This is a genomic window from Pseudomonas sp. PDNC002 (genome assembly GCF_016919445.1).
In the GTDB taxonomy this organism is placed as follows: Bacteria; Pseudomonadota; Gammaproteobacteria; order Pseudomonadales; family Pseudomonadaceae; genus Pseudomonas.
Genome location: NZ_CP070356.1, coordinates 5,892,097 through 5,905,445 on the forward strand (window position 1 = coordinate 5,892,097; position 13,349 = coordinate 5,905,445).

The window sequence follows — 13,349 nt, forward strand, 5'->3', positions numbered from 1 at the left end:
TGGCAGAATCGCCCCATCCGGCCCGTTCCATGGCCCCCATTCCAATAAGAATCGACGAACAAGAACAAGGATGGACCCCATGCCCTACGCCGCCTACTGGCTTGCCGCCAGCGACGAGACACCGCTCTACACCCGCCACTGGGCGCCGGAAGGCCCGTCCCGCGGCGCCCTGATGCTGTCCCACGGCATGGCCGAGCACGCCGGCCGCTACGAGCGCCTGGGGCTGGCGCTGAACGCCGCCGGCTATCACCTCTATGCCATCGATCAGCGCGGCCACGGCCGCACCGCCGAGAACGGCGAGCTGGGCCATTACGCCGATCGCGGCGGCTGGGGCAAGGTGATCGGCGACCTGCACACGCTCAACCAGCATGTGCGCGAGGAACACCCGGACTTGCCGATCATCCTGCTCGGCCACAGCATGGGCAGCTACATCGGCAGCGCCTACCTGATGCAGCACAGCGCCAGCGTGAAGGCGGCGGTGCTCTCCGGCTCCAACTACCAGCCGGTCGCGCTGTACAAAAGCGCCCGCGCCATCGCCCGCTTCGAACGCTGGCGCCAGGGCCCGCTGGGGCACAGCGCGCTGATCGACTTCCTGTCCTTCGGCTCGTTCAACAAGGCCTTCAAGCCCAATCGCACCGCCTTCGACTGGCTCAGCCGCGACCCGGTCGAAGTCGACAAGTACGTCGCCGACCCGCTCTGCGGCTTCCGCTGCAGCAACCAGCTGTGGGTGGACCTGCTCGGCGGCCTGGCCGACATCACTCCGGTGGAGCACCTGTCGCGCATCCGCAACGACCTGCCCGTACTGGTAATCGGCGGCGAACGCGACCCGGTGAGCCAGGGCAAGCGCCTGCGCGATCTCGCCCAGGCGATGACCCGCGCCGGGGTTCGTGACGTCCAACTGAAGATTTATCCCGACGCTCGCCACGAGTTGTTCAACGAGAGCAACCGCGACGAGGTCATCCACAACCTGATCGACTGGCTGGGCGTGCAGTGCCCGGTCCCGCAGGTCGAGAAATCCGAGGAACCCCTATGACTTCCGTGCAGAACGTCCCCTATGAAGAACTCGAAGTCGGCCAGAAGGCCAACTTCAAGCGCAGCGTCGGCGAGCGCGACATCCAGCTGTTCGCCGAGGTCTCCGGCGACCGCAACCCGGTGCACCTGGACGCCGACTACGCCGCCACCACCCAGTTCAAGGAGCGCATCGCCCACGGCATGCTCACCGGCGCGCTGATCAGCGCGGCGATCGCCACCACCCTGCCCGGCCCGGGCACCATCTACCTCGGCCAGAACCTGACGTTCACCCGCCCGGTGAAGCTCGGTGACGAACTGACGGTGGAACTGGAAGTGCTGGAAAAGCTGCCGAAGAACCGCGTGCGCATCGGCACCGTGGTGCTCAACCAGGACGGCAAAGCCGTGGTGAAAGGCGAGGCCGAAGTGATGGCGCCCGCTGAGAAACTCAACATCGAACTGCCTGTCCTGCCGCCGATCACCATCGGCTGACGGACGCTCCGGGGCCGGCCATCCGGCCCCGGAAACTTGTATACAGTTTCCCGCTCGACTACCCTGCCCCCGTCACCTCATATCCATCCGGGATAACCGAAGGCTTCGTGCCCGAAACCCCTCACCGGGAATCGGAGCCGCCATGGACCTTCGACTGCTATTGCTATCGCTCTGCACCTTCGCCGCGGGCCTCGCCGAGGCCATTCTTACCGGCATCCTGCCCTCGCTCGCCGCCGACCTGCACGTCTCCCTCAGCCTCGCCGGCCAGCTCACCAGCCTGTTTTCCCTGAGTTTCGCCATCGCCGCGCCGCTGCTCGGCTGGCTGACCCGTGGCGCCGATTGCCGACGGCTGCTGGTGATCACCCTGCTCGTATTCGCCGCATTCAACGCTGGCGCAGCGCTGAGCCCTGGCTACACCACGCTGCTGTTGATGCGCATCGGCATGGCCGCCTGCTGCGGGCTGCTGATCATGCAGGCCAGCCTGCTGGCGGTGGAGCTGGCGCCGCCGGCCCAGCGCGGGCGCGCCATCGGCCTGATCTTCATGGGCATCAGCGGTTCGCTGGTGTTCGGCGTACCGGCCGGCGTGCTGGTCAACGACTGGTTCGGCTGGCGCTGGATCTTCGCCGCCATCGCCCTCTACTCGCTGCCCCTGGCCGCCCTGCTGCTGATCGCCCTGCCCCGCCGCGCGCTGGACAGCCCGGCCAATGGCGCGGCCTACAAACGTCAACTGCGCAGCCCGGCGCTGAACCTGGCGCAACTGGTGTCGATCCTCCTGTTGGGCGGGCACTTCACCCTGTTCGCCTACATCACGCCGTGGTTCCAGCAGGTCGCCGGGATCACCGACAGCCAGGGCATCGCCCTCACCCTGCTGCTGATCGGCCTCGCGGCCATCGGTGGCGGTTACCTGGGCGGCTGGCTGAGCGACCACCTCGGCCATCGCCGTGCACTGGTCGTGGTGCCGGTGTCGTTCGCCCTGGCGATGACGGCGATCCCGCTGAGCCTCGGGCATCCCTGGCTGTTGCTGGTGGCGCTGATGGTCTGGAGCACCATCAGCTGGATGATTTCGCCAGCGGTGCAGAGCTACCTGCTGGCCAGCGATCCCGCCAGCGGCAGCGCGGGCGTGGCGCTGAACACCTCGGCCATGCACCTGGGCGTGGCCCTCGGCGCGGCGCTGGGTGGCGCGGTGATCAGCCTGGCGGGCATCGCCTGGACGCCCTGGGTCGGCATCGGCCTGGTGGCGGTATCGGTGCTGTGCGCGGCGCTGTCCTGCTGGTTCGCACGCGAACCGCAGGCAGCGGGGTTCAGTGCGCCTTCACGGTGACGCTGGCGGTCATCCCGGCGCTCAGGTGTACGCCGTCGGGCAACTTGTCCAGGCGGATGCGCACCGGGATGCGTTGGGCCAGGCGCACCCAGTTGAAGGTCGGTTCGACGTTGGCCAGCAATTGGCTGTCGGGCGTCGTGTTGCGGTCGGTGATGCCGCTGCTGATGCTTTCCACGGTGCCGTCGATGGGCGTGTCGCCACTCATCAGGACTACCTGGGCATGCTGGCCGACGCGGATGCCGGGCAGCTTGGTTTCCTCGAAATAGGCGGTGACGTAGAAGGACTTCTGGTCCACCAGCGCCATCACCGGCTGGCCGGCCTGGGCGTAGTTGCCCTGGGCCAGGCGCAGGTTGGTCACCTGGCCGTCACGCGGGGCGCGCATTTCGCTGCGGGTCAGATTCAGTTGCGCCAGGCGCACCTGGGCCTGCGCCTCGTCGTACTCGCTCTTGGCGATGGCGGCGTTGATCTGCGCGGTTTCCTTGTCCTCGGCGCTGATCGCGGCGATGCCCAGTTTGCTGCGCCGCGATGCCTCGCTCACACGCAGCAGGTACTGCTGGTGGCGGGTCTCGGCCACGGCCTTGGCCTGCTCCAGGTTGGCGGCGTAGCGCTCGTGGTCGATGCGCATGATCAGGTCGCCGGCCTTGACCTGCTGGTTGTCCTGCACGGCCAGGTCGGTCACCCAGCCGGACACGTCCGGCGAGATCACCACCACATCGGCGCGCACCCGCGCATCGCGGGTCCACGGCGACAGCATGTAGTAGCGCCAGAGCCAGGTGCCGGCCAGTATCGCGGCGGCGACCAGGATCAGGGTAATGGCTACGCGAAGGTATCCGCGCATACAGCGTCTCCTCTCAAGGTGTTCCACTCAGCGCCCAGGTGATGCCGCACAGGATCAGCACGAACAGGGCACAGTCGAACAAGGCTTCATGCCAGATCCAGCGCCCGAATGGCGTGGTCTGCAGCAGCAAGCGCAGGACCAGGGTCAGCCCCAGCGCCAGCAACGCATAGATGAACAGCGGGCCGATGTAGATGCCGCCCCAGGCGAACTCATGCAGTCCCATGGGGCTCCTCCAGGCGGCACCACTGGCGCCAGGTGTGGCGCAGTTGCGCCAGCGCGGCACGGGCCAGGCGGTTGGGTTCGTTATCGCCCTGCAGATCGCGGGCGAGCGCCTCTTCCAGCGCTGGGCACAATGTCTCCAGGCGCTGCTCGCGCCCAGCCCCGGGGCCTTTCTCCAGCACGCCGGCAAGTGCGCCGAGGAACACGTCGCGGCGCTTGCGCAATTGGCCCTGGGCACCGTTGAGGCAGGCGCGCAGGTGGATCAGTTCGTTACCCAGGTCCAACGCCAGCAGGCCGTCCTGCCAGCGCCGCTGCTCCGTCCTGGGCAGCAGCGTGTAGTGCCGCGCCAGGCGAATCAGGCGGTCGGCCATACGCCCGCCGAACCAGTTTTCCGCCTCGGCCAGCGGCCGCCGCGTCAGGCGCCCGAGATCTTCGCAGGTGGCCTGGATCAGTCGGCGGTTGAGCCAGTTGGCCGGCAGCGTCAACAGGCGGAACACCAGCACCGCGAAGCCCACGCCGATGACGATACCCTGGGCGGAGTTGAGCAGATTGGCGAGGTCGTACTTCATCACGTTGCTGGGCGCCACCAGGGTGATGAAGTGGATCGAGAACGAGGTGGCGGTACCCGCCAGGGCCGGCGTCGCCATCCCCAGCGCGGCGAAGAACAGCGGCACGCCCAGCGCCACGCAGAGCAACGGGAAACCGTTCCATTGCGGCAGCAGCCACTGGCTGACGATGGCCGCCGCGGGAATTGCATAGAGGATGCCGCGCAGGAAGCCCAGGCCGATGGCGACGGCATTGTCGCGATTGGCGAACAGGCTGCAGATCACCGCCGCCAGCAGCATGCCGCCGGTTGCCGCGGGCCACGCGGTGGCCATCCAGAACGCCGACATGCCCAGCAGCGCGAGGGCGCTGCGCGAACCGTAGAACAGCGCCATCAGCCAATCGCGATGCCAGGACAGGGTGCCGGTGGCGACGTCGTCGACGCGCCCATCCGATACCGCCTGCATGGTCCGCTCCGAGCCGAGCGCCTTGAGCAGCAGCAGCGCGCAACGGGTCAGGCAGTAGCGCAGGTCGTTGGAATAGCTCTCGTCCAGCCCCGCCAGTTGCAACCGCTCCTGCAGCGAGCGCATGGCCTCGACCTGCGGGTCCTCCAGCACGGCGCGCAGCTCATCGATCCAGGGTTGCAGACGTGCGCGATCCTCGGCGTCCAGTACGCTGCGCTGGCGTGCCACGCCGCGTGCGGTGCGCAGCAGGCTGAGCAGGTCGCGGGAGAGAATCCGCAACGCCCGCGAACGCATGCGCCCGCGATAGCCTTCGAACCAGGCGTGGTCGCGCTGCACGTCGACTTCCACGATCTTGCCCAGCGCCAGCAGCAGGCCCTTGATTTCCCGCGCGTCGGCGTCGATCTCGCTGCGCGCGGCGCGCATCCCGCTGAGCCAGGTGGCGCGGGCCTGCTTGTCGAGGTTGGCCTCGACCCGGCGCGGCCAGAGGATGGCACTGACCGCGGAGGCGCAGAGAATCCCCAGGCAGATTTCCGTACTGCGCGCCACCGCCTGGTCGAAGACGTCCAGCGGGTGCGAAATCGCCGGCAGCCCGATGATCGCCACGGTGTAGCCCGACAGCACGAAAGCATACGAAACATGGTTGCGAAGGCTGGTCGAGGCCGCCGTACAGAGGCCAAGCCACAGCGAGATGACCAGCAGGAACAGCCAGGGCGTCTGGGCGAAGAGCGCGATGAACACCACCGACATGGCGGTTCCGAACAAGGTGCCGATCAGGCGGAACAGCCCCTTCGCGACGACCATGCCCGACAGTGGCTGGGACACGATGAACACGGTCATCAGCGCCCACTGCGGCTGTTCCAGGTCGAAACGAAAGGCGCACCAGAGCGCCAGGCCGCCGGCCAGGAGGGTCTTGATCGCGAATTTCAGCGCCAGCGTATCCGGCGCGAGGAATGCCTGTAGCGTAGGTCGCACGCGGTCTCTCGAAAGGGTCCGGGTCTATCGGGTAAAGATAGCCGGCAACGGGATGACTGGATTGTTGTCGATAATATTATTAGCAAGCTAACAATATGTCATCCCGACTTTCGTCGAGGCAAAAAAAAACGGGCGACCTAAGTCGCCCGAAGTGCCTTGCGTGCTCTGTGTATCTGTAGGAATCAGCTTTTCTTGTTGCTGTCCTTCCAGATGAAAATTCCGACCCCACCGAAGAAAACAACCATCAGTCCGACGGTAAGGATGCCTGCTAGAACCACTTCGTCGATGAACATGATGCTGGCCTCCTGTTGCCTACATCGTCTGGGGATGTGTGCAGATTACCGGTGGCCGGGCGGGGCAATTTGACCTGGATCAATGGTCGACAAGGCGCTTTCCGGGGAGGGCCGGAGCACTGACGCAGGTCAAGTTTCGGAGGGGGTCGGGTGCGGCGGGAAGCCGCGCAGAGCGGGGTTTTGCGGGTAAAACGGGCGTCTGAATGTGAAGAAGCTCAGCGCTTCTTCGGCTTGTTCTTGCCCTTCTTGCGCGACTTGGCCAGCGGCAGCGCCTGCTCGAAGGCCTTGCGCACGTCCTGCAGGCGCTTTTCGTGCACGTCGTGGATGCGCTTGTCGCGCTCGGCGGTGAAGTCGATCAGCTTGTCGTCGTTGCTCATGGCAGGGCATGCACCAGGCGGAAAGTCAGATTCAGTCGGGGCGCGACCGGGCGGCGCGTCTTGGCGACCTGATGTTGCCAATAATGCTGTGTCGCGCCGGACATGACCAGCAGCGAACCGCCAGACAGCTCGATGGAATGTTCGATTGTGTTTCGTCCCTTGCGCCGCAGGTCGAAGCGCCGCGTGCCGCCCAGGTTCAGGGACGCCACCACCGGGTTGCGCCCCAGTTCGGGCTCGTCGTCGCTGTGCCAGCCCATGGAGTCCTGGCCGTCGCGGTAGTAGTTGAGCAGCACGCCGTTGAAGCGCTGTCCCGCCGTCTCTTCGACGCGGGCACGGATATCGGCCAGCAGCGGCGTCCAGGGCAGCGGCGCGTGGGTCAGGCCGGAATAGGTATAGAAGGCCTCGGGATCGCCGTACCAGTTGACCAGGCGCGGCACCGGGTAGTCGCGCCCATGCAGGTGCACGACCGGTCGTTCCCAGGGCGTCTCGGCCAGCAAGTGCTCCAGCCAACGCTCGGCCAGCCCCGGCTCGCACCAGTCGGGTATCAGGCGCAGCTGGGCATCAGGCAGCAGGATGGGGGCGTCGTCGAACAGCATCGGAGGCTCGGGGTGATCAGCACAATGGTGAGTTTACCGCGCCGGACCAGCCCGTCAGACCTCGACATCGATCCACAACCCCTTGCGCGGCGCGGCCTGTAACTCGTCGCCCAGTTCCTCGACTTCCTCCAGCTCCTCCAGCGCCTCGCCCTCCGGCGTGCCATCGGCCAATTGGCGGCGTTTGCGGCGGCGCTGGTATTCCTCCTTCAACGCCTGCTCGTCGGGGCGACGCTCCAGCTCCACGCCGGCATTTCCCGCGCTGGGAGCAGGCGGGGTCACCGGGGCGACATCGGGTCGCGGCCTGGGCACGTCCTGCTGGGCAGTGACGGGTGTCAGACTGGGTGGGACAAGCGGCAGCATCCGGATGCTCCTACGGGAAGCACAGTGGGAAGTCCTCTGGTCAGGCTATCGGCGGGATCGCTAGAGACTTGAGCCCGCCTCGCTACACTTTCTTCGATTCGCGATGAATCTGCCGTGAAACCCGGCACCTGCCGGCGGCCCCAGCGACATTTCGGACGACCGGAGGCGTCGATCGCCATCGCTGAACGCTGCGCGTTCCGGTACCATAGCCGGCTTTTTTTGGGAGGTGTCCATGGCGCAGTATCAACCCGGTCAACGCTGGATCAGTGACAGTGAAGCGGAACTTGGGCTGGGGACCATCCTCGCTCTGGACGGCCGCATGCTCACGGTGCTCTATCCGGCTACCGGTGATACCCGCCAGTACGCCGAGCGCAATGCGCCGCTGACCCGTGTGCGCTTCGCACCGGGCGACGAAATCACCCATTTCGAAGGCTGGAAGATGACCGTCCGCGAAGTGGACGAGGTCGACGGCCTGCTGATCTACCACGGTCTCACCGCGCAGAACGAGCAGCACACCGTCCCGGAAACCCAGCTGTCGAACTTCATCCAGTTCCGCCTGGCCAGCGACCGCCTGTTCGCCGGGCAGATCGACCCGATGTCCTGGTTCGGCCTGCGCTACCACACCCTGGAACACCGCACCCGCCTGCTGCAATCCCCGCTCTGGGGCCTGGGCGGCGCCCGCGCGCAACCCATTGCCCACCAGTTGCACATCGCCCGCGAAGTCGCCGACCGCATGGCGCCGCGCGTTCTGCTGGCCGACGAAGTGGGCCTGGGCAAGACCATCGAAGCGGGCCTGGTGATCCATCGCCAACTGCTCTCCGGCCGCGCCAGCCGCGTGCTGATCCTGGTACCGGAAAACCTCCAGCACCAGTGGCTGGTGGAGATGCGCCGACGCTTCAACCTGGAAGTCGCGCTGTTCGACCGCGAGCGCTTCGTCGAGAGCGATGCCAGCAATCCCTTCGAAGACACCCAACTGGCCCTGGTGGCGCTGGAATGGCTGCGCGAGGATGAAAAGGCCCAGGACGCCGCCTTTGCCGCCGGCTGGGACCTGCTGGTGGTGGACGAGGCGCATCACCTGGTCTGGCATCCGGAACAGGCCAGCCCGGAATACCAACTGGTCGAGCAACTCTCCCAGGTCATTCCCGGCGTGCTGCTGCTCACCGCGACCCCGGAACAGCTCGGCCTGGACAGCCACTTCGCTCGTCTGCGCCTGCTCGACCCGGACCGCTTCCACGACCTGGACGCCTTCCGCGCCGAAAGCAGCCAATACCGCCCGGTCGCCGAGGCGGTGCAGGAACTGATCGACCAGGGCACCCTCTCCCCCGCCGCGCGCCAGGCCATCCACGGCTTCCTCGGCAACGAGGGCGACGACCTGCTGGCCAGCGTCGAGAGCGGCAACGAAGAAGCCCGCGCGCGCCTGGTGCGCGAGCTGCTCGATCGCCACGGCACCGGCCGCGTGCTGTTCCGCAACACCCGCGCCGCTGTGCAGGGTTTCCCGGAGCGCCAGCTGCATCCTTACGTACTGACCAACCCGATCGAGTACATGGAACTGCCGCTGGGCGAGCACCCGGACCTCTACCCGGAAGTCAGCTTCCAGGCCCAGGCCGACGACGGCGACGAAAACAACCGCTGGTGGCGCTTCGACCCGCGCGTCGAGTGGCTGATCGACACCCTGAAGATGCTCAAGCAGTACAAGGTGCTGGTGATCTGCGCCCACGCCGAGACCGCCATGGACCTGGGCGACGCCCTGCGCCTGAGGTCCGGCATCCCGGCCACCGTGTTCCACGAGGGCATGAGCATCCTCGAACGTGACCGCGCCGCCGCCTACTTCGCCGATGAAGAGTTCGGCGCCCAGGTGCTGATCTGCTCGGAAATCGGTAGCGAAGGCCGCAACTTCCAGTTCGCCCATCACCTGGTGCTGTTCGACCTGCCAGCCCACCCGGACCAGCTGGAACAGCGCATCGGCCGCCTGGACCGGATCGGCCAGAAGCACACCATCCAGATTCACGTGCCGCACCTGGAGAACAGCCCGCAGGAACGTCTGTTCCAGTGGTACCACCAGGCGCTGAACGCCTTCCTCAACACCTGCCCCACCGGCAACGCCCTGCAGCATCGCTTCGGTCCGCGCCTGGTGGAGCTGCTGGACGGCGGCGACGACGATGCCTTCGCCGCCCTGCTGGCCGAAGGCACCGCCGCCCGCGAAGCCCTGGAAGCCGAGATGCACAGCGGTCGCGACCGCCTGCTGGAGCTGAACTCCGGCGGTGCCGGCGAAGGCGAGGCGCTGGTGGCCGAGATCGAGGAACAGGACGACCAGTTCGCCCTGCCGATCTACATGGAGCGCCTGTTCGACACTTACGGCATCGACAGCGAGGACCACTCCGAGAACGCCCTGATCCTGCGTCCGAGCGAGAAGATGCTCGACGCCAGCTTCCCGCTGGGCGACGACGAAGGCGTGACCGTCACCTACGACCGCGCCCAGGCCCTGGCCCGCGAAGACATGCAGTTCCTCACCTGGGAACACCCCATGGTGCAAGGCGGCATGGACCTGGTGCTGTCCGGCTCGCTGGGCAACACCTCGGTGGCGCTGATCAAGAACAAGGCACTCAAGCCGGGCACCGTGCTGCTGGAACTGCTGTTCGTCAGCGAGGCCGTGGCGCCGCGCAAGCTGCAACTGGGCCGCTTCCTGCCGCCGGTGGCGCTGCGCTGCCTGATGGATGCCAACGGCAACGACCTGTCCGCCCGCGTGTCCTTCGATACCCTCAACGACCAGCTGGAAGCCGTGCCGCGCGCGAGTGCCAACAAGTTCGTGCAGGCCCAGCGCGATGTGCTGGCCAAGCAGTTCGCCGTGGCCGAGACCAAGATCACTCCGCGCCATGCCGAGCGCGTGGAGCTGGCTCGCCAGCAGTTGAAAGCGACCCTGGACGAAGAGCTGGCGCGCCTGACCGCACTGAAAGCCGTCAACCCCAGCGTGCGCGACAGCGAGCTGGAGGCCGTGCGCAAGCAGCGTGACGACAGCCTGGCGATGTTGGACAAGGCTTCGCTGCGCCTGGAAGCGATCCGCGTGCTGGTCGCCGGCTGACCGCGCAGCAGCAGTGTTGAAGAAGCCGCCACCGGGTAACCGGTGGCGGCTTTTTTCATGGGCGCCTATCCATGCCGGTCCGCGTAGGAGCACTCCGTCCGCGATGTCGAATCGGCGGCTCCGTGGGCAAGACAGACGCGTGGATGACACGATCGCGGACAGAGTCCGCTCCTGCCTGATCGGTCCGCGCTCCGGTCAGCCCTCCCCCTAACCCTCTCCCAGGGGGAGAGGGGACCGTTCGGTGCAGGATGAATCTTCGGTGTCAGCCGGCACGATCAGCTCCCTCCCCCTGGGGAGAGGGCTGGGGTGAGGGGAAAGCACCGGCACGGACTTCCCCGAAAAGACAGTTGCTCCTACGCCCCGTGACACCGAAACACCTCGTTACGCCGCTCTATTCCCGGCACATTCGGGGACACCGACTACCATTGACGCTGCGCAAGGGAATCTCGCCCTCGGAGGGATAGAGTTTTCTTACCAAGCCACTCATTGAGGAACACATCATGTACGAGCGCATTCTGGTAGCGGTGGACGGCAGCCCGGTTTCCGACCGAGCCCTGGTCGAAGCGGCCAAACTGGCCCAACTGAGCGGAGGCGAACTGCGTGTCATCACCATCGTCGACAGCCCGCTGCGGCACCTGCCCGACTACGCTGTGTATTACAACCCGGAACCGCTGCGCGAAGCCGCACTGAAGGCCGCCGACGACATCCTGGCCAAGGCCAAGGACAAGATCGCCGAGTACACGGTGAAGACCAGCTTCGAGCGAGTCTGCCAGGAGCGTGCCAGCGAAGAGATTGCCGAGCGCATCGAGACCGAGGCGGAAGCGTCCAAGTCCGACATCATCGTCATGGGCACCCACGGCCGCCGTGGCGTGCGTCGCCTGATGCTGGGCAGCGTGGCCGAAGGTCTGCTGCGCGTCAGCAACCGCCCGGTGCTGCTGGTGCGCGACAAGTAACAGCACTCCAGCAACGAAAAAGGCCCTGCGGCGATCACCGCAGGGCCTTTTTCATGTGCCGAATCGATTACTGGGCGACCGTCATGTCCCGCCGGCAGGAATGGAAGATATCCAGATCCGGCTGGTACAGGCTGGTGCGCACGTCATAGAGACCGAGCACCGAGTGGAACAGGTTGTCATGGCTCAGCTCGGTGCCGGAAGCTTTCTTCTCCAGGCAGCCACGATCGACGCCCATGCCGCCCAGCGCGCCGTCGCCGAACCACATCACCATCGGCACGTGGGTCTGCGCTTTCGGCGCAATGGCGTAGGGCGCCGCGTGCAGGTAAACGCCATTCTCGCCCAGCGATTCGCCGTGGTCGGAGACATAGAGCATCGAGGTATCGAAGCGCTCCTGGTTCTGCTTGAGCAGCTCGACGACTTTCGACAGGAAGAAGTCGGTGTAGAGGATGGTGTTGTCGTAGACGTTCACCAGCTCCTCGGTGCTGCAACTACCCAGCTGGTTGGTGTGGCAGACCGGCGCGAAACGCTCCATGGATTTCGGGTAGCGGTCGTAGTATTCCGGGCCGTGGCTGCCGTCGGCGTGAAGAACGATGATGGCGTTGTCCTTCAGGCCGTCGATATACGCCTGCAGGTCCTGCAGCATGGCCTCGTCGAGGCAGCGGTTGCCGTCACAGAACGGCCCCGGCTGGTTCTTCGAGATATCCCGGCTCGGCACACGCAGGCAGGTGCCCTTGCAGTCGCTGTTGTTGTCCAGCCAGAGCACCGAGACGCCGACGCGCTGGAGAATATCCAGCAGGCCCTGATTGGTCTTGCCCTTCTTGTCGCTGTAGTCCTCGCGGGGGAACTTCGAGAACATGCAGGGCACCGACACTGCGGTCGAAGTGCCGCACGAGCTGACATCGGCGAAGTTGATGATGTCGAGCTTGGCGAGCTCCGGGTTGGTCTCGCGGGCATAGCCGTTCAGGGAGAAGTGATCGGCACGGGCGGTTTCGCCAACCACGAAGATCATCAGCGACTTCTTGCCGTCGGCGCGCACCTTGCGGGCCATCACCGCGTCCTCGCCGATGGGCTGTACCACCAGGTTTTCCTTGATGCCCAGGCGCTGCTTGGTGAACTTGCCGACCGCGTAGATGTAGTTGGTCGGGTTGATGAAGTGGGTGAGCTTGTCTTCCTGACGGAACACCGGCGCATAGGTGGAATAGAAGGTACCCACGCAGACCGCCACCACCACCACGCAACCGGCAATCACCAGCACCTTGTTCAACAGGCCGCGGAAGAAGGGCCGGTAGCTCACCGGGGTGAGCCAGATGATCGCGGCCGGAAGCACGCCCAGCACCAGCAGATAGCCGACCATGCGCGCGCTGAACAGCGCGGCGGCCTCGCCGGGATTGGTCTCGATGACGTTCTGCACCATCACGGTGTCGATGACGACGCCGTAGGTGTTCATGAAATACGCTGCGCCCGCCGAGACCAGCGCCACCACCGTCAGCGCCGGTTTAAGCAGCGGGCGGAACGATACCAGCATGAGCAGCAGACTGAAGGCGGCCCAGAGGAAGAAGCCGAAGGACACGAAGAACGCCGCCCCCCAGACGCCGTGCAGGGGTACCAGGTCGTTCAGGGCTTTCCAGGTGGCGAAGTTGTAGAACAACACCAGGGCCAGGGAAAACAGCAGAACCAGCCGTGTCGAACTGACCTGCGGGAACACGCGACGCTTGCCCTCGAACATCGAGCGCACTCCTTACTTCGGAATTCTGATGAAAGTTGCCGGGCCCACCTTGCCGGCCGGCGGCGCAACTGTAGCGGGCAGTTAGTCAAAAAAGTGTCAAGTTGGCTA

At 65.8% G+C, this 13,349-nt stretch carries 13 protein-coding genes; 5 read left to right on the forward strand and 8 right to left on the reverse strand.

Annotated elements, in window-relative coordinates:
• Window positions 1-79: 79 nt before the first annotated feature.
• From JVX91_RS26645 to JVX91_RS26655, 3 genes are all read left to right on the forward strand, one after another.
• A complete protein-coding gene (locus JVX91_RS26645) occupies window positions 80-1,033 on the forward strand; it encodes an alpha/beta hydrolase (protein ID WP_205337036.1) in 954 nt (317 codons plus the stop codon).
• Window positions 1,030-1,500: a MaoC family dehydratase gene (locus JVX91_RS26650; protein ID WP_169937181.1), complete on the forward strand. Its 471-nt coding sequence runs from the start codon at window positions 1,030-1,032 to the stop codon at window positions 1,498-1,500. Before JVX91_RS26645 ends, JVX91_RS26650 begins: the two co-directional genes overlap by 4 nt.
• A 142-nt stretch (window positions 1,501-1,642) precedes the next feature.
• Window positions 1,643-2,821: an MFS transporter gene (locus JVX91_RS26655; RefSeq protein WP_205337037.1), complete on the forward strand. Its 1,179-nt coding sequence runs from the start codon at window positions 1,643-1,645 to the stop codon at window positions 2,819-2,821.
• Here the strand turns inward: JVX91_RS26655 and JVX91_RS26660 are convergent.
• The 7 genes from JVX91_RS26660 to JVX91_RS26685 form a co-directional block, all read right to left on the reverse strand.
• Window positions 2,802-3,659 carry an HlyD family secretion protein gene (locus tag JVX91_RS26660; RefSeq protein WP_205337038.1) on the reverse strand — a complete coding sequence of 286 codons (858 nt, stop codon included), beginning with the start codon at window positions 3,657-3,659 and terminating at the stop codon, window positions 2,802-2,804. The two genes, JVX91_RS26655 and JVX91_RS26660, sit on opposite strands and share 20 nt — an antisense overlap.
• Window positions 3,660-3,672: 13 nt before the next feature.
• On the reverse strand, window positions 3,673-3,882 hold the full coding sequence (locus JVX91_RS26665; protein WP_205337039.1) for a DUF1656 domain-containing protein: 210 nt from the start codon (window positions 3,880-3,882) through the stop codon (window positions 3,673-3,675).
• Window positions 3,869-5,857, reverse strand: a complete 1,989-nt coding sequence (locus tag JVX91_RS26670) for an FUSC family protein (protein ID WP_205337040.1) — start codon at window positions 5,855-5,857, stop codon at window positions 3,869-3,871. The genes JVX91_RS26665 and JVX91_RS26670 overlap by 14 nt, the downstream gene beginning before the upstream one ends.
• A 182-nt stretch (window positions 5,858-6,039) precedes the next feature.
• Entirely contained in the window at window positions 6,040-6,150 is a 111-nt protein-coding gene (ccoM, locus tag JVX91_RS29210) for a cytochrome c oxidase subunit CcoM (protein WP_345890266.1), read from the reverse strand.
• Window positions 6,151-6,365: 215 nt separating this feature from the next.
• Window positions 6,366-6,527 (reverse strand): hypothetical protein, encoded by a 162-nt coding sequence (locus tag JVX91_RS26675; protein ID WP_205337041.1) that lies wholly within the window; start codon window positions 6,525-6,527, stop codon window positions 6,366-6,368.
• Window positions 6,524-7,123, reverse strand: coding sequence for an alpha-ketoglutarate-dependent dioxygenase AlkB (locus tag JVX91_RS26680; protein ID WP_205337042.1), 600 nt, complete (start codon window positions 7,121-7,123; stop codon window positions 6,524-6,526). The genes JVX91_RS26675 and JVX91_RS26680 overlap by 4 nt, the downstream gene beginning before the upstream one ends.
• A 54-nt stretch (window positions 7,124-7,177) precedes the next feature.
• The gene (locus JVX91_RS26685; protein WP_205337043.1) at window positions 7,178-7,483 is read right to left on the reverse strand and encodes an aspartate-semialdehyde dehydrogenase; all 306 of its coding nucleotides are present in this window, start codon (window positions 7,481-7,483) and stop codon (window positions 7,178-7,180) included.
• Window positions 7,484-7,709: 226 nt separating this feature from the next.
• On the opposite strand from JVX91_RS26685, the gene rapA reads away from it, so the two are divergent.
• Both rapA and JVX91_RS26695 read left to right on the forward strand, forming a co-directional pair.
• On the forward strand, window positions 7,710-10,562 hold the full coding sequence (rapA, locus tag JVX91_RS26690; RefSeq protein ID WP_205337044.1) for an RNA polymerase-associated protein RapA: 2,853 nt from the start codon (window positions 7,710-7,712) through the stop codon (window positions 10,560-10,562).
• 500 nt (window positions 10,563-11,062) lie between these two features.
• Window positions 11,063-11,515, forward strand: coding sequence for a universal stress protein (locus JVX91_RS26695; protein ID WP_205337045.1), 453 nt, complete (start codon window positions 11,063-11,065; stop codon window positions 11,513-11,515).
• 67 nt (window positions 11,516-11,582) lie between these two features.
• On the opposite strand, the gene JVX91_RS26700 is transcribed toward JVX91_RS26695, so the two are convergent.
• Window positions 11,583-13,241: a phosphoethanolamine--lipid A transferase gene (locus tag JVX91_RS26700; protein ID WP_205337046.1), complete on the reverse strand. Its 1,659-nt coding sequence runs from the start codon at window positions 13,239-13,241 to the stop codon at window positions 11,583-11,585.
• Window positions 13,242-13,349: the final 108 nt, after the last annotated feature.